21 protein-coding genes are annotated in these 23772 nt (G+C 67.9%); 11 read left to right on the top strand and 10 right to left on the bottom strand.

Annotation, left to right across the window (positions count from 1 at the left end):
• Window positions 1-286: 286 nt before the first annotated feature.
• Genes HWX14_RS07870 through HWX14_RS07855 form a run of 4 tightly spaced genes read right to left on the bottom strand, consistent with a single transcriptional unit; the run spans window position 287 to window position 3912 of the window.
• Window positions 287-1006, bottom strand: a complete 720-nt coding sequence (locus HWX14_RS07870) for a PqiC family protein (RefSeq protein ID WP_175882214.1) — start codon at window positions 1004-1006, stop codon at window positions 287-289.
• Window positions 1003-2622, bottom strand: a complete 1620-nt coding sequence (locus tag HWX14_RS07865; protein ID WP_175882213.1) for an MlaD family protein — start codon at window positions 2620-2622, stop codon at window positions 1003-1005. Before HWX14_RS07865 ends, HWX14_RS07870 begins: the two co-directional genes overlap by 4 nt.
• A complete protein-coding gene (locus HWX14_RS07860) occupies window positions 2615-3250 on the bottom strand; it encodes a paraquat-inducible protein A (RefSeq protein WP_175882212.1) in 636 nt (211 codons plus the stop codon). Before HWX14_RS07860 ends, HWX14_RS07865 begins: the two co-directional genes overlap by 8 nt.
• Window positions 3247-3912, bottom strand: a complete 666-nt coding sequence (locus HWX14_RS07855) for a paraquat-inducible protein A (RefSeq protein ID WP_175882211.1) — start codon at window positions 3910-3912, stop codon at window positions 3247-3249. The genes HWX14_RS07860 and HWX14_RS07855 overlap by 4 nt, the downstream gene beginning before the upstream one ends.
• Window positions 3913-4171: 259 nt before the next feature.
• On the opposite strand from HWX14_RS07855, the gene HWX14_RS07850 reads away from it, so the two are divergent.
• The 4 genes from HWX14_RS07850 (at window position 4172) to HWX14_RS07835 (ending at window position 7428) form a co-directional block, all read left to right on the top strand.
• Window positions 4172-4732 carry a cytochrome b gene (locus tag HWX14_RS07850; RefSeq protein ID WP_175882210.1) on the top strand — a complete coding sequence of 187 codons (561 nt, stop codon included), beginning with the start codon at window positions 4172-4174 and terminating at the stop codon, window positions 4730-4732.
• Window positions 4733-4740: 8 nt separating this feature from the next.
• On the top strand, window positions 4741-5301 hold the full coding sequence (locus HWX14_RS07845) for a YceI family protein (RefSeq protein ID WP_175882209.1): 561 nt from the start codon (window positions 4741-4743) through the stop codon (window positions 5299-5301).
• Window positions 5302-5366: 65 nt separating this feature from the next.
• Window positions 5367-5948 (top strand): YceI family protein, encoded by a 582-nt coding sequence (locus HWX14_RS07840; RefSeq protein ID WP_006476873.1) that lies wholly within the window; start codon window positions 5367-5369, stop codon window positions 5946-5948.
• A 202-nt stretch (window positions 5949-6150) separates the two neighbouring features.
• Window positions 6151-7428: an MFS transporter gene (locus HWX14_RS07835; protein ID WP_175882208.1), complete on the top strand. Its 1278-nt coding sequence runs from the start codon at window positions 6151-6153 to the stop codon at window positions 7426-7428.
• A 17-nt stretch (window positions 7429-7445) separates the two neighbouring features.
• On the opposite strand, the gene HWX14_RS07830 is transcribed toward HWX14_RS07835, so the two are convergent.
• The 6 genes from HWX14_RS07830 to queA form a co-directional block, all read right to left on the bottom strand.
• Window positions 7446-8990 carry a S41 family peptidase gene (locus HWX14_RS07830; RefSeq protein WP_175882207.1) on the bottom strand — a complete coding sequence of 515 codons (1545 nt, stop codon included), beginning with the start codon at window positions 8988-8990 and terminating at the stop codon, window positions 7446-7448.
• Window positions 8991-9199: 209 nt separating this feature from the next.
• Entirely contained in the window at window positions 9200-10150 is a 951-nt protein-coding gene (gene secF, locus HWX14_RS07825; protein ID WP_175882206.1) for a protein translocase subunit SecF, read from the bottom strand.
• An 18-nt stretch (window positions 10151-10168) separates the two neighbouring features.
• Window positions 10169-12190, bottom strand: a complete 2022-nt coding sequence (secD, locus tag HWX14_RS07820; RefSeq protein WP_175882205.1) for a protein translocase subunit SecD — start codon at window positions 12188-12190, stop codon at window positions 10169-10171.
• Between the two features lie 106 nt (window positions 12191-12296).
• Window positions 12297-12620: a preprotein translocase subunit YajC gene (gene yajC, locus HWX14_RS07815; RefSeq protein WP_006476868.1), complete on the bottom strand. Its 324-nt coding sequence runs from the start codon at window positions 12618-12620 to the stop codon at window positions 12297-12299.
• Window positions 12621-12854: 234 nt separating this feature from the next.
• Window positions 12855-14042, bottom strand: coding sequence for a tRNA guanosine(34) transglycosylase Tgt (gene tgt, locus HWX14_RS07810; protein WP_175882204.1), 1188 nt, complete (start codon window positions 14040-14042; stop codon window positions 12855-12857).
• Between the two features lie 247 nt (window positions 14043-14289).
• On the bottom strand, window positions 14290-15357 hold the full coding sequence (gene queA, locus HWX14_RS07805) for a tRNA preQ1(34) S-adenosylmethionine ribosyltransferase-isomerase QueA (protein WP_175882203.1): 1068 nt from the start codon (window positions 15355-15357) through the stop codon (window positions 14290-14292).
• A gap of 167 nt (window positions 15358-15524) precedes the next feature.
• Here queA and recG point away from each other — a divergent pair, with 167 nt between their 5' ends.
• The 7 genes from recG (at window position 15525) to ubiA (ending at window position 23738) form a co-directional block, all read left to right on the top strand.
• A complete protein-coding gene (recG, locus tag HWX14_RS07800) occupies window positions 15525-17846 on the top strand; it encodes an ATP-dependent DNA helicase RecG (RefSeq protein WP_175882202.1) in 2322 nt (773 codons plus the stop codon).
• A gap of 137 nt (window positions 17847-17983) precedes the next feature.
• A complete protein-coding gene (locus tag HWX14_RS07795) occupies window positions 17984-18943 on the top strand; it encodes a hydrogen peroxide-inducible genes activator (RefSeq protein ID WP_175882201.1) in 960 nt (319 codons plus the stop codon).
• Between the two features lie 398 nt (window positions 18944-19341).
• Window positions 19342-19470, top strand: coding sequence for a hypothetical protein (locus HWX14_RS36715; protein WP_279611799.1), 129 nt, complete (start codon window positions 19342-19344; stop codon window positions 19468-19470).
• A gap of 100 nt (window positions 19471-19570) precedes the next feature.
• On the top strand, window positions 19571-21757 hold the full coding sequence (gene katG / locus HWX14_RS07790; protein WP_175882200.1) for a catalase/peroxidase HPI: 2187 nt from the start codon (window positions 19571-19573) through the stop codon (window positions 21755-21757).
• Between the two features lie 119 nt (window positions 21758-21876).
• Entirely contained in the window at window positions 21877-22038 is a 162-nt protein-coding gene (locus HWX14_RS07785) for a hypothetical protein (protein ID WP_175881051.1), read from the top strand.
• 140 nt (window positions 22039-22178) lie between these two features.
• Window positions 22179-22667 (top strand): non-specific DNA-binding protein DpsA, encoded by a 489-nt coding sequence (gene dpsA / locus HWX14_RS07780; protein ID WP_175882199.1) that lies wholly within the window; start codon window positions 22179-22181, stop codon window positions 22665-22667.
• 207 nt (window positions 22668-22874) lie between these two features.
• On the top strand, window positions 22875-23738 hold the full coding sequence (gene ubiA, locus HWX14_RS07775) for a 4-hydroxybenzoate octaprenyltransferase (protein WP_175882198.1): 864 nt from the start codon (window positions 22875-22877) through the stop codon (window positions 23736-23738).
• Window positions 23739-23772 lie beyond the last annotated feature (34 nt).

The raw sequence follows: 23772 nt of genomic DNA, 5'->3' as shown, positions 1-23772 counted from the left end.
CCGCTGGCTCGCATGCACGACGAACGGCGCGAGCCTGAAAGTGCGTAGGATCGTCAATCGGGCCGGAAAACGCAAGCCGACCGCGTGGCATGGCGCGGGTTCCGGCGGCTTTGACAAAGAATGTAAATGGCCGCGCGGCCGATGGAGGCGGTGTGCGTGGGCGGGTGCGGCGGCGTGCTGCTCGTGTTCGCTTTTCGGCGAGTGCGACTGGACGCGCCGCGCCATTCGACACCGTGCGCAGGCGACCGCCGTGTCGAACGTTCGCCCGCGCGCCGTCCGCGTTCGCTTATGCGCCGGACTTGCCCGTCGCGCCGGCGTCGCCGCCAGACGCCGGGTTGGCCGGGCACGGCACGACCGGCGCGGCGGCCGTCTTGCCGCCGGCCGCGGGTGCGGCCGCCGCGCTGCGGCGCGTGGCCATCGCGCGCACGCCGGCCGCGGCCTGCGTGGCAATCACGTCGAGCGCGCGCCGGTGGCCGGCGACGAGCGCATCGTAGCCGTCGGCGACCGGTTCCGCGATGCTCGTGCGGCAGGTCATCACGGCCTGGGTGGCGAGCGAACGCACGCTCCAGACGGCGTCGACCGCCGCGCGCTTGCCCGGCCACGACTCGAAGCGCTGCACGTTCACGCTGATGCGGTACACGGGCACGCCGGCCGGATACGCGGAATTCGCGACGTCGATCGTGCCGAGCTGCGCGGCGAGATCGTCCGACAGCGCGCGGCGGATCTCGTCGGCGGGCGGCGACGCCCAGCGTTCCTGCTCGAGCACGTCGACCTGCGCGGCGTTCTTCTGCACGACCAGCTGGCTTTTCGCGACCTGCTCGGGCACGCCGACCGACGGCACCTCGATCAGGAACGCCGGGTTGGCCGGCGCGGTGCGCAGCGGCGCCGCGGCGTCGGCCGGGCTGAGCGTGTAGAACCGTGCGGGCGGCGAGCTGCACGCGGCGAGCGCGAGTGCGGCGAGCGCCGCCGCCGCGCCGCTCGCGAAACCGTTCACGCGTGTCGTCATTGTTTATCTCCTGGCTTGCCCTTGAGCAGCGATTCGGGGTGGCGCTCCAGATAGTCGGCGAGCGCGTTCAGCGATTGCAGCGTGCGCGTGAGTTCCTTCAGCGCGCCGCGCACGTCGGACTGCAGCGGCGAATCCTGCTGCAGCGTCGCCTCGGCGGTCGAGAAGGTCTGCTTCGCGGCCGACAGCGTGTCGCGCGCTTCCGGCGCGACCTGCGTGTCGAGCTGCTTGAACAGCTTGTCCGCGTTCGACAGCGCGCTGTTCAGGTTCGCGCCGATCTGGTCGAACGGCACCTTGTCGAGCTTCTTCGCGATGTCGGCGACCTGCAGCTGCAACTCGTCGAGCGTGTTCGGCACGGTCGGCAGCTCGAACGGCAGGCGGGCCGTGTCGATCTTCACGGGCGGCGCCTTCGGGAAGAAGTCGAGCGCGACGTACAGCTGGCTCGTCAGCAGGTTGCCGGTGCGCAACTGGCCGCGCAGCCCGTGCTGGACGAGCCGCTCGACGATCTCGCGGCGCGCCGGTTCGCCCTTGCTCTCGATCGTCTCGCGGAAGCGGCGGCCGAGGCGTTCCGGATACACGTTGATCGTCACCGGCATCAGGAAGTTCTTCGTCTTCGGATCGAAGTCGATGCCGATGTTCGTCACTTCGCCGAGCACGATGCCGCGGAAGTCGACCGGCGCGCCGACGGCGAGCCCGCGCAGCGACTGGTTGAAGTTCATCACGACCTGCAGCGGCTGGCCGTCCGGGTCGCGCATCGCGTCGCCCTCGTCGGAGCCGAGGCGGAACGTCGTGTTGTTCGGCGCGGTCGTGCCGCTGCCCTGGTTCGGCGGCGTCTGGAACGCGATGCCGCCGAGGATCACCGTCGCGAGCGACTGCGTGTTCAGCTTCAGGCCGCTCGAATCGAGCCGCAGATCGACGCCGCTCGCCTGCCACCAGCGCGTGTTCATCCCGACGTACTGGTCGTACGGCGCATTGACGAACACGTTGAACGTGACGCCCGTGCCGTCCTTGTCGAGCGAGAAGCCGACCACCTGGCCGACCTGCACGCGGCGGTAGTAGACCGGCGAGCCGATGTCGACCGAGCCGAGCGAATCGCCGCGCAGCACGTACTGCGTGCCTTTCTGGTCGCCCGTGACGGCGGGCGGCGTCTCGAGGCCGGTGAAGTCGGTCAGCGTGTCCTGGCCGTGACCGGCGTCGACGCCGATGTACGCGCCGGACAGCAGCGTGCCGAGCCCCGACACGCCGGTCGCGCCGACGCGCGGCCGCACGATCCAGAAGCGCGAGCCCTTGACCGCGAAATCCTCGGCCTCCTTCTTGAGCTGCACCTGGACCAGCACGCGCGACAGGTCCTTCGACAGCTTGATCGTCTTGACCGTGCCGATCTCGACGTCCTTGTACTTGACCTGGGTCTTGCCCGGCTCGAGCCCTTCGGCGCTGTGGAAGCTGATCGTGATTTCCGGGCCGCGCTCGCGCACGGACTTGATCACGAGGCCGATGCCGATCAGCGCGGCGATCAGCGGCACGAGCCAGACGAGCGACGGCAGCCAGCCGCTTTTCGTCGAGATCGTCGGATCGGGCGGCCGGGGCGCGTCGTGCTGCGGGCCTTGTGGACTATTCATGGTGATTCCCTGAGGTTTCGACTGGATCCCAGATCAGGCGGGGATCGAACTGCATCGACGCGAGCATCGTCAGGATCACGACCGAGCCGAACGCGAGTGCGCCGGGGCCGGCCGTGATGACGGCGAGCGAACGGAAATGGACGAGCGCGACGGTCAGCGTCACGACGAAGATATCGAGCATCGACCAGCGGCCGATGCGCTCGACGATCCGGTAGAGGCGCGTGCGCTGCAGCGGCCGCCAGGCGGCGCGGCGCTGCGCGCTGGTGACGAGGATCGTCAGTACCCCGAGCTTGAGCATCGGCACGAGGATGCTGGCGACGAACACGACGACGGCGAGCGGCCAGTCGCCGGACGTCCAGAAGTAGATGACGCCGCTCATGATCGTGTCCTGCTGCGACCCGACGATCGACGACGTGCGCATGATCGGCAGCAGGTTCGCCGGAATGTAGAGGATCGCAGCCGCGAGCAGCAGCGCCCACGTGCGCGCGATGCTGTTCGGCGTGCGCAGGTGCAGCGCGCTGCCGCAGCGCGCGCAATGCGCGTGCGGCTGGTCGATCGTCTGCACGAGCCCGCACGCGTGGCAGCTGGCGTAGCCCTCGCGGGCGGCGGTCGGCGTGGGGCGCGTCATCGGCGGGGCGCGTCCGGCAGCGGCGCGGCGGGGGCGGGCCGCCCGGGCGCGCGGCCGGCGCGCAGGTCGTCGGCGATGTCCCACACGGTGCGCGGGTCGAACATCAGCACGACGGCGGTCATCAGCGTGAGCGCGCCGAACGCGAACAGCGCCGCGTCGGGCACGACGCGCGCGAGGCTCACCATCTTCACGATCGTGACCACGATGCCGAGCATGAACACCTCGATCATCCCCCACGGCCGCACGAGCTGGATCGTGCGCAGCACGCGGTTGAGGCCGGGCGGCACGACGCCGCGGCGGATCGGCAGCAGGACGTAAAGCAGCGCGGCCATCTCGACGAGCGGGAACAGCACGGTCGAGCAGAACACCATCACGCCGACGATCTCCATGTCCTGATGCCACAGCGTGTCGATCGCGCCGATCAGCGTCGTCTGCACGCGGGTGCCGTTCAGGTCCATTTCGAGGATCGGGAAAGTCTGCGCGATGATGAACGTGACGAGGGCCGCGACCGCGAGCGCGGTGATGCGCTCGATCTGCGTGGTGCTGTTGCGATAGAGCAGCGCGTCGCAGCGCGGGCAGCGCGCGATCTCGCGGCCGGCGAGGCGCGGTTTATGCAACAGTGCGTCGCATTCGTGGCAGGCAATCAGGTCGTATCGTTGCATGGAAAAGGCGGTGTCGCGACGGCTGGGGGAACGCGTCGACGGGGCCGGAACCCGCGCCAATCTTACCAAAAGGGCTTTTTCGATGCGTCAAGGATCGTGAGTTTCGTGACCGATCGGTAACATGGCGGGAAGCCGTCAGCCGGCTGGCGCGCCTGTCCTCAGAGTCCGCGCGCGTCAAAAGGTTGCGGTAGCATGGCGCCCTTGACGTGCGTCGGCCGAATTTACCGGCGCAGCCGTTCGCTGAACTGAGGAACCCAAGATGGCATCGAATTCGCCGCCGGCCACGCCGGCACGCTACGCGCACACCGCGATCGCCCTGCACTGGCTGATCGCGCTGCTGATCGTCTGCGGCTTCGCGCTCGGCTGGGTGATGACGGACATCCCCGGCTTCACGCCGACCAAGCTGAAGTACTTCTCGTGGCACAAGTGGATCGGCGTGACGGTGTTCGCGCTGGCCGTCGTGCGCGTGCTGTGGCGTGCGACCCACGTGCCGCCGCCGCTGCCGGGCGGCACGCCGGCGTGGCAGCGCGCGGTGTCGCACAGCGTGCACATGCTGCTGTACGTGCTGATGATCGTGATCCCGGTGACGGGCTACCTGTACAGCTCCGCGTCGAACATCCCGGTCGTCTATCTCGGCATCGTGCCGCTGCCGCGGCTGATCGACCCCGATCCGGCGCTCAAGGAAACCTTCAAGACGCTGCACGTCTCTTTGAATTACATTCTGCTTGCGCTCGTCGCGATGCACGTGCTCGCGGCGCTCAAGCACCAGCTGTTGGACCGCGACGGCCTGTTGTCGCGCATGCTTCCCTTTGCCAAATGAAGGATCCCATGAAAGTGTCTTTCTCCCGCTCCATGCTGACCGCGTTCGCCGCGGCGGCGCTTGTCGCGTCGGGCGCGGCGCATGCCGACGTCGATCTCGCGAAGAGCAAGGTGTCCGCCGTGTCGAAGCAGATGAACGTGCCGACCGAAGGCGCGTTCAAGAAGTTTTCCGCTCAGGTGAAGTTCGACCCGGCGAAAGCCGCGCAGGGCAGCGCGCAAATGACGATCGACGTCGCGAGCTTCGACCTCGGCGACAAGATGTACAACGACCAGGTCGCCGGCAAGGACTGGTTCGACGCGAAGACCTATCCGCAGGCGACCTTCGTGTCGTCGGCGATCGCGCCGGCCGGCGGCAACAAGTACAACGTGACCGGCAAGCTGACGATCAAGGGCAAGGCCGAGACCGTCACGGTGCCCGTCACGGTCGCGCAAAACGGCGCGACGCAGACCTTCGACGGCGTGCTGCCGATCAAGCGTTCGACCTTCAGCGTCGGCACCGGCGAGTGGAAGGACACGTCGATCGTCGCGGACGAAGTGCAGATCAAGTTCCATCTCGTCGCCACGAAGTAAGCGGCAGGTTGCCGCCTCAACTGAATGCCGCGCGAGGGCGCGGCGCCGTTTCCAGGAGAAAAAGTTTGAAAAAGCATCTGATCATCGCCGCCGGCGCGCTCGCCGCTTCGCTGTCGTTCTCGGCCTTCGCCGAAAGCGCCACGTACCAGTTCGACCCGAGCCACACGTACCCGAGCTTCGAGGCCGACCACTTCGGCGGCCTGTCGGTCTGGCGCGGCAAGTTCGACAAGTCGAGCGGCACCGTGACGCTCGACCGCGCGGCGAAGACCGGCACGGTCGACGTGACGACCGACATCGCGTCGATCCACACGGGCAGCGCGAAGCTCGACGAGCACCTGCAGACGGCCGAGTTCTTCGATGCGGCGAAGTTTCCGCAGGCGAACTACAAGGGCACGATCAAGTTCGACGGCGACAAGCCGGTGTCGGTGGTCGGCAACCTGACGCTGCATGGCGTCACGAAGCCGCTGACGCTGAAGATCGATTCGTTCAAGTGCATGCCGCACCCGATGCTCAAGCGTGAAGTGTGCGGCGTCGACGCGGTCGGCGAATTCAGCCGCGACGACTTCGGCCTCGACTACGGCAAGCAGTACGGTTTCAAGATGAAGACGAAGCTGCTGATCACGGCCGAAGCGGTCAAGCAGCAGTAACGCTTCCCGGCGGGGCCGGCCATCGTGCCGGCCCCCGCGGACAAACCGCCGCGCTCCCGTCACCGGGGCGCGGCGGTTTTTTTTGCGCGCCTATAATCGCCCGAGCGCCGCCTGCGACCCTGCGGATCGTGCGGCGCCGGGCAGGCCGACGGCGCGACGGCGGCCGCCCCGAACAGAACGTACAACGACAAGGAGATCGCCGATGCATGCCGTCACGCAGTCCAGCTCCATTGCCTCGTCGCCGCGCGTGTGGCGCGCGGTGGTCGCCGCGTCGATCGGCAACGCGCTCGAGTGGTTCGATCTCGTCGTCTACGGCTTTTTCGCGGTGACGATCTCGAAGCTGTTCTTTCCGTCCGGCAACGACACCGTGTCGCTGCTGCTCACGCTCGGCACGTTCGGCGTGTCGTTCTTCATGCGCCCGCTCGGCGCGATCGTGCTCGGCGCGTACGCCGACCGCGCGGGCCGCAAGGCCGCGCTCACGCTGTCGATCCTGCTGATGATGGCCGGCACGCTGATCATCGCGGTGCTTCCGACCTACGCGACGATCGGCGTCGCCGCGCCGGTGATCCTCGTCGCCGCGCGGTTGATGCAGGGCTTCTCGGCCGGCGGCGAATTCGGCAGCGCGACCGCGTTCCTCGCCGAGCACGTGCCGGGCCGACGCGGCTTCTTCGCGAGCTGGCAGGTCGCGAGCCAGGGGCTCACGACGCTGCTCGCCGCGGGCTTCGGCACCGTGCTGAACGCGCAGCTCACGGCGGACCAGATGGCGTCGTGGGGCTGGCGCGTGCCGTTCTTCTTCGGGCTGCTGCTCGGGCCGCTCGCGTACTACATCCGCACCAAGGTCGACGAGACGCCCGAATTCCTCGCGGCCGAAGGCACCGCGAACCCGCTGCGCGATACGTTCGCGTCGCACAAGGCGCGTCTTGTGGCTGCCATGGGCGTGGTCGTGCTCGGCACCGTCGCGACCTATCTCGTGCTGTTCATGCCGACCTACGGCGTGAAGCAGCTCGGCCTCGCGCCGTCCGCCGCGTTTGCCGCGATTCTCGTGGTCGGCGTGATCCAGATGGCGTTCGCGCCGCTCGTCGGCCACTGGTCGGATCGCTACGGCCGCGTGCGCGTGATGATCGCGCCGGCCGTCGGCATCCTCGTGCTGATCTATCCGGCGTTCGCGTATCTCGTCGCGCATCCGGGCTTCGGCACGCTGATCGCGCTGCAGGTGCTGCTCGCGTTCCTGATGACCGGCTATTTCGCGGCGCTGCCGGGGCTGTTGTCCGAGGTGTTTCCGGTGCAGACGCGCACGACCGGGATGTCGCTCGCGTACAACGTCGCGGTGACGATCTTCGGCGGCTTCGGGCCGTTCATCATCGCGTGGCTGATCCGCGAGACCGGGATGAAGACCGCGCCGAGCTTCTACCTGATGTTCGCGGCCGTGCTGAGCCTCGCGGCGCTGGTCGTGCTGCGGCGGCGGTTCGGGTTTCGCTGAAACGGGCGGGCGGCGCGTCAGTCGGCGCCGCGCTCGCATACCGGCTGCGCCGGCATCAATTGCGCGGGCGCGGCAATGGTCTGCACCGGGCGGCCGGCGAGGGCATTGAGCGCCTGCCGAAGCTGCCAGTCGGCGGCCGTGCCGAAGGCGCGCTGCGGCAGCGCCGCGCTCTTCGCCGTATCGACCGTCGCGCGCATGCGCTCGTCGCGCAGCTTTTGCCGGGCCTTGCGCACCTGCGCGAACGGGTCGGGCGCCTCGCGGTCCGCATACGGCGCGCGGGCGAGGTCGACTTCGCGGTACCACAGCAGCACGCCGTCGACATCCGAATCGCGGCGCGGCGGCACGAGCCGGTCCGGCACGACGCCGTACCCGTCCATCGGGCAGCCGTTCGGCCGCAGGTTGCGCGCGAACGTGAAATTCAGGCGCGTGCCGTCGATCAGGTCGACGCCCGTCTGCGCGAGCCCTTTCCCGTAGGTCGGCATGCCGAGCAGCGTCGCGCGGCCGAGATCCTTGAGCGCCGCCGCGGTCGCTTCGGCGGCCGACGCGCTCTGTCCGTCGACCAGCACGACGAGCGGCACGGTGCGCCACCAGGCGTCGGCCTGCAGCGGCGCGAGCGGATCCTGCCCATGCATGACGGGCAGTTCGTAGTCGGGCCAGTTGGTCGTGTAGCGGCGGCGGTGCGTGTCGCCGCGCTCGACCGTCACCATCGCGGTGCGGTCGCGTCCCGCGAACAGCGCGGTGATGCCGATCGCCGCGTTAAGTGCGCCGCCGCCGTTGATGCGCAGGTCGAGGATTACCTGCTTCACCGGCGGGCCCGCGCGGCGCGCGGCTTGCACCGCGTCGATATAGTCTCCAACCGCCGGCTCAGGAAAGCTCGACAGCCGCGTGTACAGGATGTCGCCGTCGAGCCGCTTCGCGGTCGCCGGATGCGGTTTGACGATCGCGCGCACGGGCGCGAAGCTCAGCACCGCATGCTTCGGGCCGCGCTGTACCGTGAGCTTCAGCGGCACGCCGGCGTCGCCCTTCGCGAGCTTCATCAGCGCGCTGCCGTCGACGCCGACGACGCTCCTGTCGTTCATCGCGACGACGAGATCGTCGGGCCGCACACCGGCCTTCTCGGCCGGCGCATCGGGAATCACGTCGATGATGTGCAGCCCGTCGGGCCGTGTCTCGAACACGATTCCGATGCCCGGCGTGCCGTCGCGCGCGCGCCGCTCGTCGTCGCGCCGTTCCTGCTCTTCCTTCGCGTTGAAGAAGCGCGCGTACGGCAGCGTCTTGATGCCTTCGTGGGTCGCGGCGTCGAGCAGCGCGCCGATGTCGACGTCGGTCAGGTGCTGTTTCTTCAGCACTTCGACGGCCGCTTTCAGTTCGCAGAGCTGCGGCTCCCAGTCGGGCGGACAGGGCGACGGCGGTGGGGCGACGGCAGCCGAAGCGGCGGCAGGTGAAGCGGCCGGCAGCGAAGCAGCGGCCGGTGCGGATGCCGGTTGCGCACCGGCGAGCGGCGCATACGGGAACGCGGCCGCAGCGGCTGCGCAGACGGCGAGGCGACGAACGACACGCATGGGAAGCATCATCGGGACCGCACGTTCGAACGAGGTGGCGAGAGCGCTTGCACGGCCGGCATGGCCAACGGGGCAAGGCGGTGACGATTGTAGCCGACGCCCGCGACGGCGCCGGTCGAGCCGTCTTCGTGCCGCGCGGCGGCGGCCCGCACATAAAAAAACCGGCCCAAACGGGCCGGCTTTGCTTCGATGCCGAAACGGCGTGGCGCTTAAACCTGCGCGCCCGCGTTCGGGTCGTCCGGATCGTGCGCGGTCTTCTTGTCCTTGATCAGGTCTTCGCGCTTGATGCCGAGCCACATCGCGAGCGAGCCCGCGACGAACACCGACGAGTAGATGCCGAACATGATGCCGACCGTCAGCGCGAGCGCGAAGTAGTGCAGCGTCGGGCCGCCGAAGAAGAACATCGACAGCACCATCATTTCCGTCGACGTGTGCGTGATGATCGTGCGCGACATCGTGGTCGTGATCGCGTGGTTGATCACTTCCTGCACGCTCATCTTGCGTTCGCGGCGGAACGTCTCGCGGATCCGGTCGAAGATGACGACCGACTCGTTGACCGAGTAGCCGAGCACCGCGAGGATCGCCGCGAGCACCGCCAGCGAGAACTCCCACTGGAAGTACGCGAAGAAACCGAGAATGATCACGACGTCGTGCAGGTTGGCGATGATGCCTGCCACCGCGTATTTCCATTCGAAGCGGAACGACAGGTAGATCACGATGCCGATCACGACGCACGCGAGCGCGAGCAGCCCGTCGGTCGCGAGCTCGCGGCCGACCTGCGGGCCGACGAACTCGACGCGCTGCAGCGTGACGTCCGGGCTCTGCGCCTTCAGCGCGCCCATCACCTGGTCGCTCTGCTGCGCCGACGTGAGGCCTTCCTTCAGCTGCAGGCGGATCAGCACGTTGCGCGACGTGCCGAAGTTCTGCACCTGCGCGTCGGCGTAACCGAGCTTGCCGAGCGTCGCGCGCACGGGTTCGAGCTCCGCGGCCTGCTGGTACTGCACCTCGATCACCGTCCCGCCGGTGAATTCGACGGACAGGTGCAGCCCGCGGTGGAACAGGAAGAACACGGCGGCGAGGAACGTGACCAGCGAGATCACGTTGAACACCAGCGCGTGCCGCATGAACGGAATGTCTTTACGGATGCGGAAAAATTCCATGGCTTCGTCTCCGGGGCCTTATTGGGTCGAGCCCGGTTTCTTCGGCGACACGCCTTGCTGCGCGCGGTTGCGCAACTGCGGCTTGCCGGCGCGCGGCGCGTTGCCCTTCGCCGGCGCGGCGAGCTTCGCGGCGCGCGCGGTGTCGGTCGATTCGTCCGCGTCGGCGAACGACGCGGCGGCCGCCGCGCCTTCCGGCTTCCACACCTGGCCGATCGCGAGCGACTTCAGCTTCTTGCGGCCGCCGTACCAGAGGTTGACGATCCCGCGCGAGAAGAACACCGCGGAGAACATCGACGTCAGGATGCCGAGGCAGTGCACGATCGCGAACGCGCGAACCGGGCCCGAGCCGAACGCGAGCAGCGCGAGGCCGGCGATCAGCGTCGTGACGTTCGAGTCGAGAATCGTCGCCCACGCATGCGCGTAGCCGGCCTGGATCGCGAGCTGCGGCGGCTGGCCGGCGCGCAGTTCCTCACGCACGCGCTCGTTGATCAGCACGTTCGAGTCGATCGCCATGCCGAGCGCGAGCGCGATGGCCGCGATACCGGGCAGCGTCAGCGTCGCCTGCATCAGCGACAGCACCGCGACGAGCAGCAGCAGGTTCACCGACAGGCCGATCACCGACACCACGCCGAACAGCATGTAGTACGCGACCATGAACACGGCGATCGCGCAGAAGCCCCAGATCACCGAGTGGATGCCCATCTTGATGTTGTCGGCGCCGAGGCTCGGGCCGATCGTGCGTTCCTCGATGATGTCCATCGGCGCCGCGAGCGAACCGGCGCGCAGCAGCAGCGCGAGGTCGGCCGCGGCCTGCGGCGTCGGCTGGCCCGTGATCTGGAAGCGGTCGCCGAGTTCGGACTGGATCGTCGCGACCGTCAGCACTTCGCCCTTGCCCTTCTCGAACAGCACCATCGCCATCGGCTTGCCGATGTTCTCGCGCGACACCGTGCGCACCGCGCGGCCGCCCGCCGAATCGAGGCGGATGTTGACCGACGGACGCTGGTGTTCGTCGAAGCCGGCCGATGCGTCGATGATGCGGTCGCCGGTGAAGATCACGTCCTTCTTCAGCAGCACGGGCGCCTGGTTGCCCTGCGTGAACAGCTCCTCGCCCGGCGGCACGGGGTCGTTCGGGTTCGGGTGCGTGTTGATCGGGTCGGCCAGGCGCGCCTCGAGCGTCGCGGTGCGGCCGATGATGTCCTTCGCCTTCGCGGTGTCCTGCACGCCCGGCAGTTCGACGACGATGCGGTCGCTGCCTTGCTGCTGCAGGATCGGCTCGGACACGCCGAGTTCGTTCACGCGGTTGTGGAGCGTCGTCAGGTTCTGCTTGAGCGCGGCGTCCTCGACGGCCTTCTGCACGGCCGGCGTGAACGTGCCGACGACTTGCGTGCCGCCGCCGCCGGGCTGCGTCGCCCATTGCAGCTCGGTGATCGAAGCGGCGAGCACCTTGCGGGCGTCTTCCGCCGTCTGCGCATCGCTGAAGTTGACGATCACGGACTGCTCGACGCGGCTCACGCCGCCGTCGCGGATGTTCTTGTCGCGCAGCAGCGAGCGCGCGTCGGACGCGTCGGAGTCGAGCTTCTTCGTGAGCGCGCCCGTCATGTCGACCTGGAGCAGGAAGTGCACACCGCCGCGCAGGTCGAGGCCGAGATACATCGGCAGCGCGTGCAGCGCGGTCAGCCAGCGCGGCGACGCGCTCTGCAGGTTCAGCGCGACGACGTACTGCGGATCGTTCGGGTCGGTGTTCAGCGACTTCTGCAGCAGGTCCTTGACGCGCAGCTGCGTATCGGTGTCCTTCAGGCGCACGCGGATGTTCGCGTTGGTCGCCGTGTTCTCGAAGGTGACGTCGTCCGGCGTGATCTGCGCGGACGCGAGCGCGGATTCGACCTGGGTCAGCGTGGTCGAGTCGAGCTTGACCGTGGCCTTGCCGCTCGACACCTGCACCGCCGGCGCTTCGCCGAAGAAGTTGGGCAATGTGTACAGAAGGCCGATGGCGAGCGCCACGACCATCACGACATATTTCCAGAGTGGATAACGATTCATGAGGGGGCCGAACGGGTGGTTGGCGTGAAAGCGTCGCGTCCGGCGCCGCGGCGGCCCGCTCTCTCAGGCGGGCGCGGCGCGGGGAGCCGGACGCTCGGTATAAGCCTTACAGCGACTTGATCGTGCCCTTCGGCAGAATGGTCGTGACGGCAGCCTTCTGCACGGTGATTTCGGTGCCTTCGGCGATTTCGACGCCGATGTAGCCTTCGGTGACCTTCGTCACCTTGCCGACGAGGCCGCCGCTCGTGACGACTTCGTCGCCCTTCGCCATGGCCGCGAGCATGTTGCGGTGTTCCTTCTGGCGCTTCATCTGCGGACGGATCATGATGAAGTACAGCACCGCGAACATCAGGATGAGCGGCAGGAAGCTCATCAGGCTCGATTCGGCGCCACCGGCACCTTGCGCGAAGGCATTGGAAATGAACGGCACGTTGGTCTCTCCGTAGGGGAAGATCGAAAAATAAGCCGGTTATTCTACCACCGGCCCCATGCGCAAACGGATCGGCAAATGCGCTTTCGGATCAAGCTGTTAAAGCATGAACCGATACCGTTGCGGCTTGTTTGGAAAGGCAATTGTAATGTTTGGCGGTCGCGACCGGTACGGGGACGGCTCAATTTAGTACTCGTCCTATGCGGCGGGCAGCCGCGCGGCCGCCGGCCCGTCTCAGTCGACCCCTCTTGCCCGATCCTCCGCGAAGCGCTGCCGGAATGCGTCGAACGTATGCGTTTCGATCGCGTCGCGGATCTCGCTCATCAGCTGCAGGTAGTAGTGCAGGTTGTGGATCGTGTTGAGCTGCGCGCCGAGGATCTCGCCGACCCGGTGCAGGTGGTGCAGGTAGCCGCGCGAGAAGTTCTGGCACGTGTAGCACGAGCACGTGGAATCGAGCGGCTTCAGCGCGTTCTTGTGCGTCGCGTTGCGGATCTTCACGTCGCCGAAGCGCGTGAACAGCCAGCCGTTGCGCGCGTTGCGGGTCGGCATCACGCAGTCGAACATGTCGATGCCGTTCGCGACGCCCTCGACCAGGTCCTCCGGCGTACCGACGCCCATCAGGTAGTGCGGCTTGTTGGCCGGCAGCTTCGGGCCGACGTGGCGCAGCACGCGCATCATGTCTTCCTTCGGCTCGCCCACCGACAGCCCGCCGATCGCGAGGCCGTGGAAACCGAGTTCGGCGAGGCCCGCGAGCGATTCGTCGCGCAGGTCCTCGAACATCCCGCCCTGGACGATCCCGAACAGCGCGTTGGGATTGCCGAGGCGGTCGAACTCGTCGAGCGAGCGCTTCGCCCAGCGCAGCGACATGCGCATCGAGTCGGCCGCTTCCTGGTGCGTCGTCGGCACGCCGTTGGTCGCGTACGGCGTGCACTCGTCGAACTGCATCACGATGTCCGAGTTCAGCACCTTCTGGATCTGCATCGACACTTCCGGCGACAGGAACAGCTTGTCGCCGTTGATCGGCGACGCGAACGTGACGCCGTCCTCGGTGATCTTGCGCAGGTCGCCGAGCGAGAACACCTGGAAGCCGCCCGAGTCGGTCAGGATCGGCTTGTTCCAGCCCATGAAGCCGTGCAGGCCGCCGTGCGCGTCGATCGTGTCGAGGCCCGGGCGCAGCCACAGGTGGAACGTGTTGCCGAGGATGATCTGGGCGTTGATCTCGTGCAGCTCGCGCGGCTGGATCGCCTTCACGGTGCCGTACGTGCCGACCGGCATGAAGATCGGCGTTTCGACCGTGCCGTGGTTGAGCTTCACGCGGCCGCGGCGCGCGCGGCCGTCGGTCGTCAGCAGTTCGAATTCGAGCCCGTTCGCCGGGCGGTCCTGCACGGGGGCGTGCGTATCGTGGGATGAACCTTCGGTCATCGTGTTGTTCTCCTCGCTACCGGAAAAAGCTTTGCATGGGACCGGAGTATGCGCTGAAGCGCTGACTCCGGATCGCAAGTCCGGCGCATGTTGGAAACGCCGCCGGGCAACCGGCGGCGGGGAAAAGCGGGTGCGCGCATCGTAGCGCGTACGGCGGGAAAACGGGGCAACGGCGCTGGGCGCGACCGCGCGGCGCACAACGGCTGCTGCGCAATCGCAGGCCGGTGCGTGATCGCGCCCGCCGCGCTTACGCGCCCGGCGCCTCCGGCGTGTCGCGCCGCGTGAGCAGCATCGCGTCGCCGTAGCTGAAGAACCGGTAGCGTTCTTCGATCGCGTGCCGGTACGCGGCGCGGATCGTCTCGACGCCCGCGAACGCGGACACCAGCATCAGCAGCGTCGATTTCGGCAGGTGGAAATTCGTGACGAGCCGGTCGACCACGCGGAAACGGTAGCCGGGCGTGATGAAGATGTCGGTTTCGGCCTGCGTGGCCGCGAGCGGGCGGCCCGCTTCGTCGGCGGCGCGCGCGGCGGCTTCGAGCGCGCGCATCGACGTCGTGCCGACCGCGATCACGTTGCCGCCGCGCGCACGGGTCGCGGCGATCTTGTCGACGAGCGACTGCGGCAGGTCGTACCACTCGCTGTGCATCTTGTGCTCGGCGATGTTGTCGACGCGCACCGGCTGGAACGTGCCGGCGCCGACGTGCAGCGTCAGCGTCGCGCGCTCGACGCCCATCGCGTCGAGCTGCTCCAGCAGCGGCTGGTCGAAGTGCAGCCCGGCCGTCGGCGCCGCGACCGCGCCCGGATTGCTCGCGTAGACGGTCTGGTAGCGCGTTTCGTCGGTCGCATCGGCGTCGTGCTCGATATACGGCGGCAGCGGCAGGCGGCCGTGCTGCTCGATCAGGTCGAGGCACGGCGCGGGAAAGTGCAGCGTGAAGAACGGCTCGACGCGCTCGCCGACCGTCACGTCGAACGCATCGGCCAGACGCAGCGTCGTGCCGGCGCCCGGCGACTTGCTCGCGCGGATCTGCGCGAGCGCCGTGCGCGTGCCGGTCACGCGCTCGATCAGCACCTCGATCTTGCCGCCGCTGGCCTTCTGGCCGAAGAAACGCGCCTTCAGCACCTTGGTATCGTTGAACACGAGCAGGTCGCCGGGCGCGATGCACGACGGCAGCTCGGCGAAACGGCGGTCGACGAGGCGTGCGGGCTCGACGGTGCCGTCGACCTCGAGCAGGCGGCTCGCGGTGCGATCGGGCAGCGCGGTTTGTGCAATCAGCTCGGGCGGCAGATTGAAATCGAAATCGGAAAGCGTGAACATGCGGGCTGGTTCGAAGCGGCCGGCGGGCGTCGCCGGCAAGGCGGAAACGCGTAAATGGGGCGCGCGAGCCGCTATGATGACGGGATGCGCGGCCTGGCCGGCGTCGTTCGTTCGGACGACGTGAAAGCCGCTATTGTACTTGCCTTGCGAAGCACCCAGACGATCCGATGCCTGTGTCACCACGCCGTTCCCCCGCTGCCGTTGCCGATTCCGCCGATCCGTTCGACGCGGGCGACGCCGCCATGCCCGCGCCGTCCGCGTCGGGTTCCGGCGCGCGCCGCGCCGGCCCGAAGCGCGGCGCCGACGGCCGGCTCGCGCAACCCGCGGCCGCCGCGCCCGACGTCGAACCGGGCGCGGGCGGCGACGAAGCGGATGCGCCCGGCGCATCGGGTGCGAAGCGCAAGAAGAAGCCGGCCGCCGACAAGCCGGTGAAAACCGCCGACAAGCTCGCGAAGCTCGGCCTCACGCGTTCGATCGATCTCGTGCTGCATCTGCCGATGCGCTATGAGGACGAAACCACGCTCACCCCGATCGGCGAACTGCTGCCGGGCGGCATCGCGCAGACCGAAGGCGTCGTGTTCGACAACGAGGTCGCGTACCGGCCGCGCCGCCAGCTCGTCGTGAAGATCCAGGACGACGACGGCGAGCAGCTCGTGCTGCGCTTCCTGAATTTCTACGGGTCGCAGGTCAAGCAGATGGCCATCGGCCAGCGGCTGCGCGTGCGCGGCGACGTGCGCGGCGGCTTCTTCGGGATGGAGATGGTGCATCCGGCCGTGCGCGTCGTCGAAGCCGATGCGCCGCTGCCGCAGGTGCTCACGCCCGTCTACCCGAGCACGGCCGGCGTGTCGCAGGCGTATCTGCGCAAGGCGATCGAGAACGCGGTCGAGCGCACGCCGCTGCCTGAACTGCTGCCGCCCGAGATCGAGCGCGATTACCTGAAGCCGCTCGGCGTGCCGACGCTCGCGCAGGCCGTGCGGATCCTGCACCACCCGGGCGTCGATTCCGACGAAGCCGCGCTGATGGACGGCTCGCATCCGGCGTGGACGCGCATCAAGTTCGAGGAGCTGCTCGCGCAGCAACTGTCGCTCAAGCGCGCGCACGAGGAGCGCCGCACGCGCGCCGCGCCCGCGATGCCGCGCCGCACCGCGACCGATACCGACGCGCTGACCACGCGCTTTTACGCGGCGCTGCCGTTCACGCTGACGGGCGCGCAGGCGCGCGTCGTCGACGAGATCGCGCACGATCTCACGCTCGCGCACCCGATGCAGCGGCTGCTGCAGGGCGACGTCGGCAGCGGCAAGACGGTCGTCGCGGCGCTGGCCGCCACGCAGGCGATCGACGCCGGCTACCAGGCCGCGCTGATGGCGCCCACCGAAATCCTCGCCGAACAGCACGCGCGCAAGCTGCGCGCATGGCTCGAGCCGCTCGGCGTGACGGTCGCGTGGCTCGCGGGCAGCCTGAAGGCGAAGGAGAAACGCGCGGCGATCGAGGCGGCCGCGCTCGGCACCGCGCAACTCGTGATCGGCACGCACGCGATCATCCAGGACACGGTCGAATTCGCGCGGCTCGGCCTCGTGATCGTCGACGAGCAGCACCGCTTCGGCGTCGAGCAGCGTCTCGCGCTGCGCGCGAAGGCCGCGAATGCGGCCAACGGCGCGCGCGACTTTCAGCCGCACCAACTGATGATGTCGGCCACGCCGATCCCGCGCACGCTCGCGATGACGTACTACGCGGATCTCGAGGTGTCGACGATCGACGAGCTGCCGCCGGGCCGCACGCCCGTGCTGACGCGGCTGGTGGGCGACGCGCGGCGCGAGGAGGTGATCGCCCGCGTGCGCGAGGCCGCGCTGACCGGGCGCCAGGTGTACTGGGTGTGCCCGCTGATCGAGGAGAGCGAGACGCTGCAGCTGCAGACGGCCGTCGAGACCTACGAGACGCTCGCCGCGGCGCTCCCCGAGTTGAAGGTCGGCCTCGTGCACGGCCGGCTGTCGCCGGCCGACAAGGCGGCGGTGATGGAAGCGTTCACGCGCAACGAAGTGCAGTTGCTGGTCGCGACGACCGTGATCGAGGTCGGCGTCGACGTGCCGAACGCATCGCTGATGGTGATCGAGCACGCGGAGCGTTTCGGCCTCGCGCAGCTGCACCAGTTGCGCGGCCGGGTCGGGCGCGGCACCGCGGCGTCGGTGTGCGTGCTGCTGTACACCGGGCCGCTGTCGCTCACCGGCCGCGAGCGGCTGAAGACGATGCGCGAGACGACCGACGGCTTCGAGATCGCGCGGCGCGACCTCGAAATCCGCGGCCCCGGCGAATTCCTCGGCGCGCGCCAGTCGGGCGCGGCGATGCTGCGCTTCGCGAACCTCGAGACCGACGGCTGGCTGATCGATCCGGCCCGCGAGGCCGCGGCGCGGCTGATCGCCGCGTATCCGGAGGTCGTCACCCAGCATCTCGCGCGCTGGCTCGGCGCACGCGAACAGTACCTGAAGGCCTGATCGAGCGGCCTTGGGGCCGGATCGGAAGCCGCCAATCGACGCCAATCGACGCATCCCGATGCAGAGAAACTTGGCGAACCGGTGCCAACGGGTGTATAAATTAAACCTATCGCTTGTATATCTCTGATTGACCCACAATGACCCTGACTGAATTGAAGTACATCGTCGCGGTCGCGCGCGAGCGGCATTTCGGCCGCGCGGCCGAAGCGTGCTTCGTGAGCCAGCCGACGCTGTCGGTGGCGATCAAGAAGCTCGAGGACGAGCTCAACGTGCAGATTTTCGAGCGCGGCGCGAGCGAAGTGAGCGTGACGCCGATCGGCGACCAGATCGTCACCCAGGCGCAGCGCGTGCTGGAGCAGACCTTCGCGATCAAGGAGATCGCGAAGCAGGGCAAGGACCCGCTCGTCGGCCCGTTCCGCCTCGGCGTGATCTACACGATCGGGCCGTACCTGCTGCCGACCCTCGTCAAGCAGATGATCCAGCGTGTTCCGCAGATGCCGCTGATGCTGCAGGAGAACTACACGCTGAAGCTGCTCGAATTGCTGAAGCAGGGCGAGATCGACGCCGCGATCATGGCGCTGCCGTTCCCGGAAACCGGCCTGATGGTGCGGCCGCTGTACGACGAGCCGTTCGTCGTCGCGCTGCCGGCCGGCCACCCGTGGGAGAAGCGCGACGAAATCGACGCCGAGGACCTGAAGCAGGAAACCATGCTGCTGCTCGGCAACGGCCATTGCTTCCGCGATCACGTGCTCGGCGTGTGTCCGGAACTGATGCGCTTCTCGCAGACGGCCGACGGCATCCAGAAGACCTTCGAGGGCTCGTCACTGGAAACGATTCGCCATATGGTCGCGAGCGGCGTCGGCATCACCGTGCTGCCGCGGATGTCGGTCGCCGAGGTCGGCCCGCGCGCGAACGGCCCCGACGCCGAGCTGCTGTCGTACGTGCCGTTCAACGAACCGGTGCCCGACCGTCGCGTGGTGCTCGTGTGGCGCAAGAGCTTCACGCGGATGCCCGCGATCGACGCGATCAGCGACGCGATTACCGCGTGCGAACTGCCCGGCGTCGCGAAGCTCGACATGCCGGCGACGATGAACTGACAGGGATGCGCCTGCGCATGCCCACGTGGCAGCGTGATGAACGGGGTCGTACGACCCCGTTTATTTTTCCCTATCGCATAGATGAAATTTATCAAATTCAAATAATTGATAGATGTAGATAGAATCCTCTACATGGATCGGCGTCGCGCCGACGGGCGGGATGCAGGTTGAATGCAGGCGTCAAAGGAGGATGTCATGATGCGGTCGGTATTGCAGCACGCGCAGCGGAACATCCCGTCGCGCGACACGGTCGTACATCGCGCCAGGGCGGCGGTTCGCAGCCTGCGTCCGATTGCGTTCGCGTACCTGGCGGATCGTGTGTATGGCGGATGAGTGCCGCCGCACGCCGATCCTGTGTTCCCCCGATTAACTGCCGTCGAGCCATGAGGGAGCATTGCATGTCCGATACCCGAAAAGCCGCCCGCCGCGCCGGCACGACGACCGCCGGCAGCCGCTTCCCCGAGCGCCCCGCCCGCGGCACGTCGCAGCCGGAACGCGGGTCGCAGGCCGCGCACGACGTCCCGTAGTACGACCGGAGGAACCGCCTGTTCCGTTTCATCCCCCCGCAATGCTCCACGAACCGCGCCCGGCACGTGGGGGCCTACGAGCAAGACAAGGAGAAAAAGCATGTCGAACGAAACGAAGTGCCCGTTCAACCACACCGCAGGCAGCGGCACGACGAACAAGGACTGGTGGCCGAATCAGCTGAACCTCAACGTCCTGCATCGGCATTCGGCGCTGTCCGATCCGATGGACCCGGATTTCGACTACGCAGAAGCGTTCAAGAAGCTCGATCTCGCCGCGGTGAAGCAGGACCTGCACGCGCTGATGACGACGTCGCAGGACTGGTGGCCGGCCGACTTCGGCCACTACGGCGGCCTGTTCGTGCGCATGGCATGGCATAGCGCCGGCACGTACCGCACGGCCGACGGCCGCGGCGGCGCGGGCGGCGGGCAGCAGCGCTTCGCGCCGCTCAACAGCTGGCCGGACAACGTGAGCCTCGACAAGGCGCGCCGCCTGCTGTGGCCGATCAAGCAGAAGTACGGCCGCAACATCTCGTGGGCCGACCTGCTGATCCTGACCGGCAACGTCGCGCTCGAATCGATGGGCTTCAAGACCTTCGGCTATGCGGGCGGCCGCGCCGACACGTGGGAACCGGACGACGTCTACTGGGGCTCGGAAAAGATCTGGCTGGAACTGAGCGGCGGCCCGAACAGCCGCTACACGGGCAAGCGCGAGCTCGAAAGCCCGCTCGCCGCGGTGCAGATGGGCCTGATCTACGTGAATCCGGAAGGCCCGGACGGCAATCCCGACCCGGTCGCCGCCGCGCACGACATCCGCGAGACGTTCGCGCGCATGGCGATGAACGACGAGGAAACGGTCGCGCTGATCGCGGGCGGCCACACGTTCGGCAAGACGCACGGCGCCGGCCCGGCATCGAACGTCGGCCCCGAGCCGGAAGCCGCGGGCATCGAGCAGCAGGGCCTCGGCTGGAAGAGCACGTTCGGCACGGGCAAGGGCAAGGACACGATCACGAGCGGCCTCGAAGTCACGTGGACGTCGACGCCGACGCAGTGGAGCAACGACTTCTTCAAGCACCTGTTCAGCTATGAGTGGGAGCTCACGAAGAGCCCGGCCGGCGCGCACCAGTGGGTCGCGAAGGACGCCGGCGAGGTGATCCCCGATGCGTACGACGCGTCGAAGAAGCATCGTCCGACGATGCTGACGACCGACCTGTCGCTGCGTTTCGACCCGGCCTACGAAAAGATCTCGCGCCGTTTCTACGAGAACCCGGCCGAATTCGCCGACGCGTTCGCACGTGCGTGGTTCAAGCTCACGCACCGCGACATGGGCCCGCGTGCCCGCTATCTCGGCCCGGACGTGCCGGCGGAACACCTGCTGTGGCAGGACCCGATCCCGGCCGTCGATCACCCGCTGATCGACGCCGCCGACGTCGCCGCGCTGAAGGCGAAGGTGCTGGCCAGCGGGCTGTCGGTGTCGCAGCTCGTGTCGACCGCATGGGCGTCGGCGGCGACGTTCCGCGGCTCGGACAAGCGCGGCGGCGCGAACGGTGCGCGCATCCGCCTCGCACCGCAGAAGGACTGGGAAGTGAATCAGCCGGCGGCGCTGGCGGCGGTGCTCGAAACGCTCGAAGGCGTGCAGAAGGCGTTCAACGATGCGCAGACGGACGGCAAGAAGGTGTCGCTGGCCGACCTGATCGTGCTGGCCGGTGCGGCCGGCGTCGAGCAGGCGGCGAAGAACGCGGGGATCGCGATCACGGTGCCGTTCGCACCGGGCCGGATGGATGCGTCGCAGGAAGAAACCGACGTCGACGCGATGGCCGTGCTCGAGCCGCTCGCCGACGGTTTCCGCAACTTCCTGAAGCATGCGTACAAGACGCCGGCCGAGGCGCTGCTGGTCGACAAGGCCCAACTGCTGACGCTGAGCGCGCCGGAAATGACGGTGCTCGTCGGCGGCCTGCGCGTGCTCGGCGCGAATGCGGGCGGCGCGAAGCACGGCGTGTTCACCGATCGTCCGGAAACGCTGACGAACGACTTCTTCGTGAACCTGCTCGACATGGGCACGGAATGGAAGCCGGTGTCGGCCGCGAACGACGTGTTCGAAGGGCGCGACCGCGCGACGGGTGCGGTCAAGTGGACGGGCACGCGCGTCGACCTGATCTTCGGTTCGCACTCGCAGTTGCGCGCGCTGGCCGAGGTGTACGGCAGCGCCGATGCGAAGGAGAAGTTCGCACGCGATTTCGTCGCGGCCTGGAACAAGGTGATGAACCTCGACCGCTTCGATCTCGCATGAAACCGGCCGCATCCTGACGCGGTGATGCAGTCGTGCAGTAACGTGAAACGGCCGGTCCCACGACCGGCCGTTTCTTCTCGGAACGATGTCTTGTCGAAGGAGTGACGACCATGACGCAAATGATGCTCAACATGCGTGCCGCCGCATCGCCCATTCTGCGATCGCCGGGCGAGCTGGCGCGCTATGTCGTCGGTTTCGCGATCGTCGTCGGTGGCGCGGCGGAGCTGGTCTCGCAGGCGCTGCACGCGCTTGCGCCGGTCGTGTCGATCGCCGGCGGTTGACGGCGGTCGACGGCGGTCGACGCCACGGATGGATTCGCGACGCTAGACTGGCGAGTCGCGAACGGATGTCGCACGACGCGGCATGCGGATTGCTAGACACATTTTCGCCGGTTCAACATTTCGAATGAGGAGTCCCGAAGATGGCCAAGAAAGGCAACGCCACGCAGATCAACATCGGTATCAGCGACAAGGACCGCAAGAACATCGCGGACGGCCTGTCGCGCCTGCTCGCCGATACGTTTTCGCTGTACCTGAAGACCCACAATTTCCACTGGAACGTGACCGGACCGATGTTCAACACGCTGCACCTGATGTTCGAGGAGCAGTACAACGAACTGTGGCTCGCGGTCGATTCCGTCGCCGAGCGCATTCGCACGCTGGGCGTCGTCGCGCCCGGCACGTTCGGCGATTTCGCGAAGCTGTCGTCGGTGCCGGAAGCGAAGGGCGTGCCGGCCGCCGAGGAAATGATCCGCCAGCTCGTCGAAGGGCACGAGACGGTCGTGCGCACCGCGCGCGAAATCTTCCCGATCGCCGACGCGGCGAGCGACGAGCCGACCGCCGACCTGCTCACGCAGCGCCTGCAGACGCATGAGAAGACCGCATGGATGCTGCGGTCGCTGCTCGCGTAAGCCCGGCGCGGCCGGGGACGGCAGGCTGGCCCGATTCGAGGCGGCGCTGAATCTGTCCCCTGATTGGCGTGCGTTGCGGCGCGGCCGCGCGCAGCGGGCCGCGGCGGCCTGCCGGCCCGCCGCGACCGCCGGCCGCGGGTCGCGCCGACATGACGCAAAGCACCGCTCGGCTCTAAAATGCCGGGATTCTCTTCCCGGTGCTTCGCCATGCTTGCCCGCTTCCCCCTGTATCTGCGGCTCGTCCGGATGGACAAGCCGATCGGCAGCCTGCTGCTGCTGTGGCCGACGCTCAACGCGCTGTGGATCGCATCGGACGGCCACCCGCGCTGGCCGCTGCTCGTGATCTTCACGCTCGGCACGCTGCTGATGCGCTCGGCCGGCTGCGCGATGAACGATTACGCCGACCGCGATTTCGACCGCCACGTGAAGCGCACGGCCGACCGGCCGCTGACGTCGGGCAAGATCCGCGCATGGGAAGCCGTCGCGATCGCGGTGGTGCTGTCGTTCATCGCGTTCCTCCTGATCCTGCCGCTCAATGCGCTGACGAAAGAATTGTCGGTCGTCGCGCTGTTCGTCGCCGGCTCCTACCCGTTCATGAAGCGCTTCTTCGCGATTCCGCAGGCGTATCTCGGCATCGCATTCGGCTTCGGCATCCCGATGGCGTTCGCGGCCGTGCAGGACACGGTGCCGATGCTGGCCTGGGTGATGCTGGTCGCGAACATCTTCTGGTCGGTCGCGTACGACACCGAATACGCGATGGTCGATCGCGACGACGACATCAAGATCGGCATCCGCACGTCCGCGCTGACGTTCGGCCGTTTCGACGTCGCGGCCGTGATGGCGTGCTACGCGGTGACGCTCGGCATCTACGTGTGGATCGGCGTGACGCTCGGCTTCGGCCTCGCATACTGGGCGGGCTGGGCGGCGGCGGCCGGTTGCGCGCTGTATCACTACACGCTGATCAAGGATCGCGAACGGATGCCGTGCTTCGCGGCGTTCCGTCACAACAACTGGCTCGGCGGCGTGCTGTTCGCGGGCATCGCCGTGCATTACCTGCTGGCCGGCAACTGAACGACACTGCGCGCGTCCTTTCGTGCGGCGCCAA

The sequence above is a fragment of the Burkholderia sp. BCC0044 genome (genome assembly GCF_902832955.1).
GTDB lineage: Bacteria > Pseudomonadota > Gammaproteobacteria > Burkholderiales > Burkholderiaceae > Burkholderia.
The sequence above is the reverse complement of the archived record's forward strand: the minus strand, read 5'-3'. Positions and strand labels throughout refer to the sequence as shown.

Bases quoted from the DNA above. Each gene is read 5' to 3' on its own strand.
- dpsA (WP_175882199.1), top strand. From the start codon at position 22,179: ATGGCCAAGAAAGGCAACGCCACGCAGATCAACATCGGTATCAGCGAC.
- HWX14_RS07865 (WP_175882213.1), bottom strand. From the start codon at position 2,622: ATGAATAGTCCACAAGGCCCGCAGCACGACGCGCCCCGGCCGCCCGAT.
- ubiA (WP_175882198.1), top strand. From the start codon at position 22,875: ATGCTTGCCCGCTTCCCCCTGTATCTGCGGCTCGTCCGGATGGACAAG.
- recG (WP_175882202.1), top strand. From the start codon at position 15,525: ATGCCTGTGTCACCACGCCGTTCCCCCGCTGCCGTTGCCGATTCCGCC.
- HWX14_RS07835 (WP_175882208.1), top strand. From the start codon at position 6,151: ATGCATGCCGTCACGCAGTCCAGCTCCATTGCCTCGTCGCCGCGCGTG.
- HWX14_RS07845 (WP_175882209.1), top strand. From the start codon at position 4,741: ATGAAAGTGTCTTTCTCCCGCTCCATGCTGACCGCGTTCGCCGCGGCG.
- HWX14_RS07785 (WP_175881051.1), top strand. From the start codon at position 21,877: ATGATGCTCAACATGCGTGCCGCCGCATCGCCCATTCTGCGATCGCCG.
- HWX14_RS07855 (WP_175882211.1), bottom strand. From the start codon at position 3,912: ATGCAACGATACGACCTGATTGCCTGCCACGAATGCGACGCACTGTTG.
- HWX14_RS36715 (WP_279611799.1), top strand. From the start codon at position 19,342: ATGTCCGATACCCGAAAAGCCGCCCGCCGCGCCGGCACGACGACCGCC.
- HWX14_RS07850 (WP_175882210.1), top strand. From the start codon at position 4,172: ATGGCATCGAATTCGCCGCCGGCCACGCCGGCACGCTACGCGCACACC.
- secD (WP_175882205.1), bottom strand. From the start codon at position 12,190: ATGAATCGTTATCCACTCTGGAAATATGTCGTGATGGTCGTGGCGCTC.
- HWX14_RS07830 (WP_175882207.1), bottom strand. From the start codon at position 8,990: ATGCGTGTCGTTCGTCGCCTCGCCGTCTGCGCAGCCGCTGCGGCCGCG.
- tgt (WP_175882204.1), bottom strand. From the start codon at position 14,042: ATGACCGAAGGTTCATCCCACGATACGCACGCCCCCGTGCAGGACCGC.
- HWX14_RS07860 (WP_175882212.1), bottom strand. From the start codon at position 3,250: ATGACGCGCCCCACGCCGACCGCCGCCCGCGAGGGCTACGCCAGCTGC.
- katG (WP_175882200.1), top strand. From the start codon at position 19,571: ATGTCGAACGAAACGAAGTGCCCGTTCAACCACACCGCAGGCAGCGGC.
- HWX14_RS07870 (WP_175882214.1), bottom strand. From the start codon at position 1,006: ATGACGACACGCGTGAACGGTTTCGCGAGCGGCGCGGCGGCGGCGCTC.
- HWX14_RS07795 (WP_175882201.1), top strand. From the start codon at position 17,984: ATGACCCTGACTGAATTGAAGTACATCGTCGCGGTCGCGCGCGAGCGG.
- secF (WP_175882206.1), bottom strand. From the start codon at position 10,150: ATGGAATTTTTCCGCATCCGTAAAGACATTCCGTTCATGCGGCACGCG.
- queA (WP_175882203.1), bottom strand. From the start codon at position 15,357: ATGTTCACGCTTTCCGATTTCGATTTCAATCTGCCGCCCGAGCTGATT.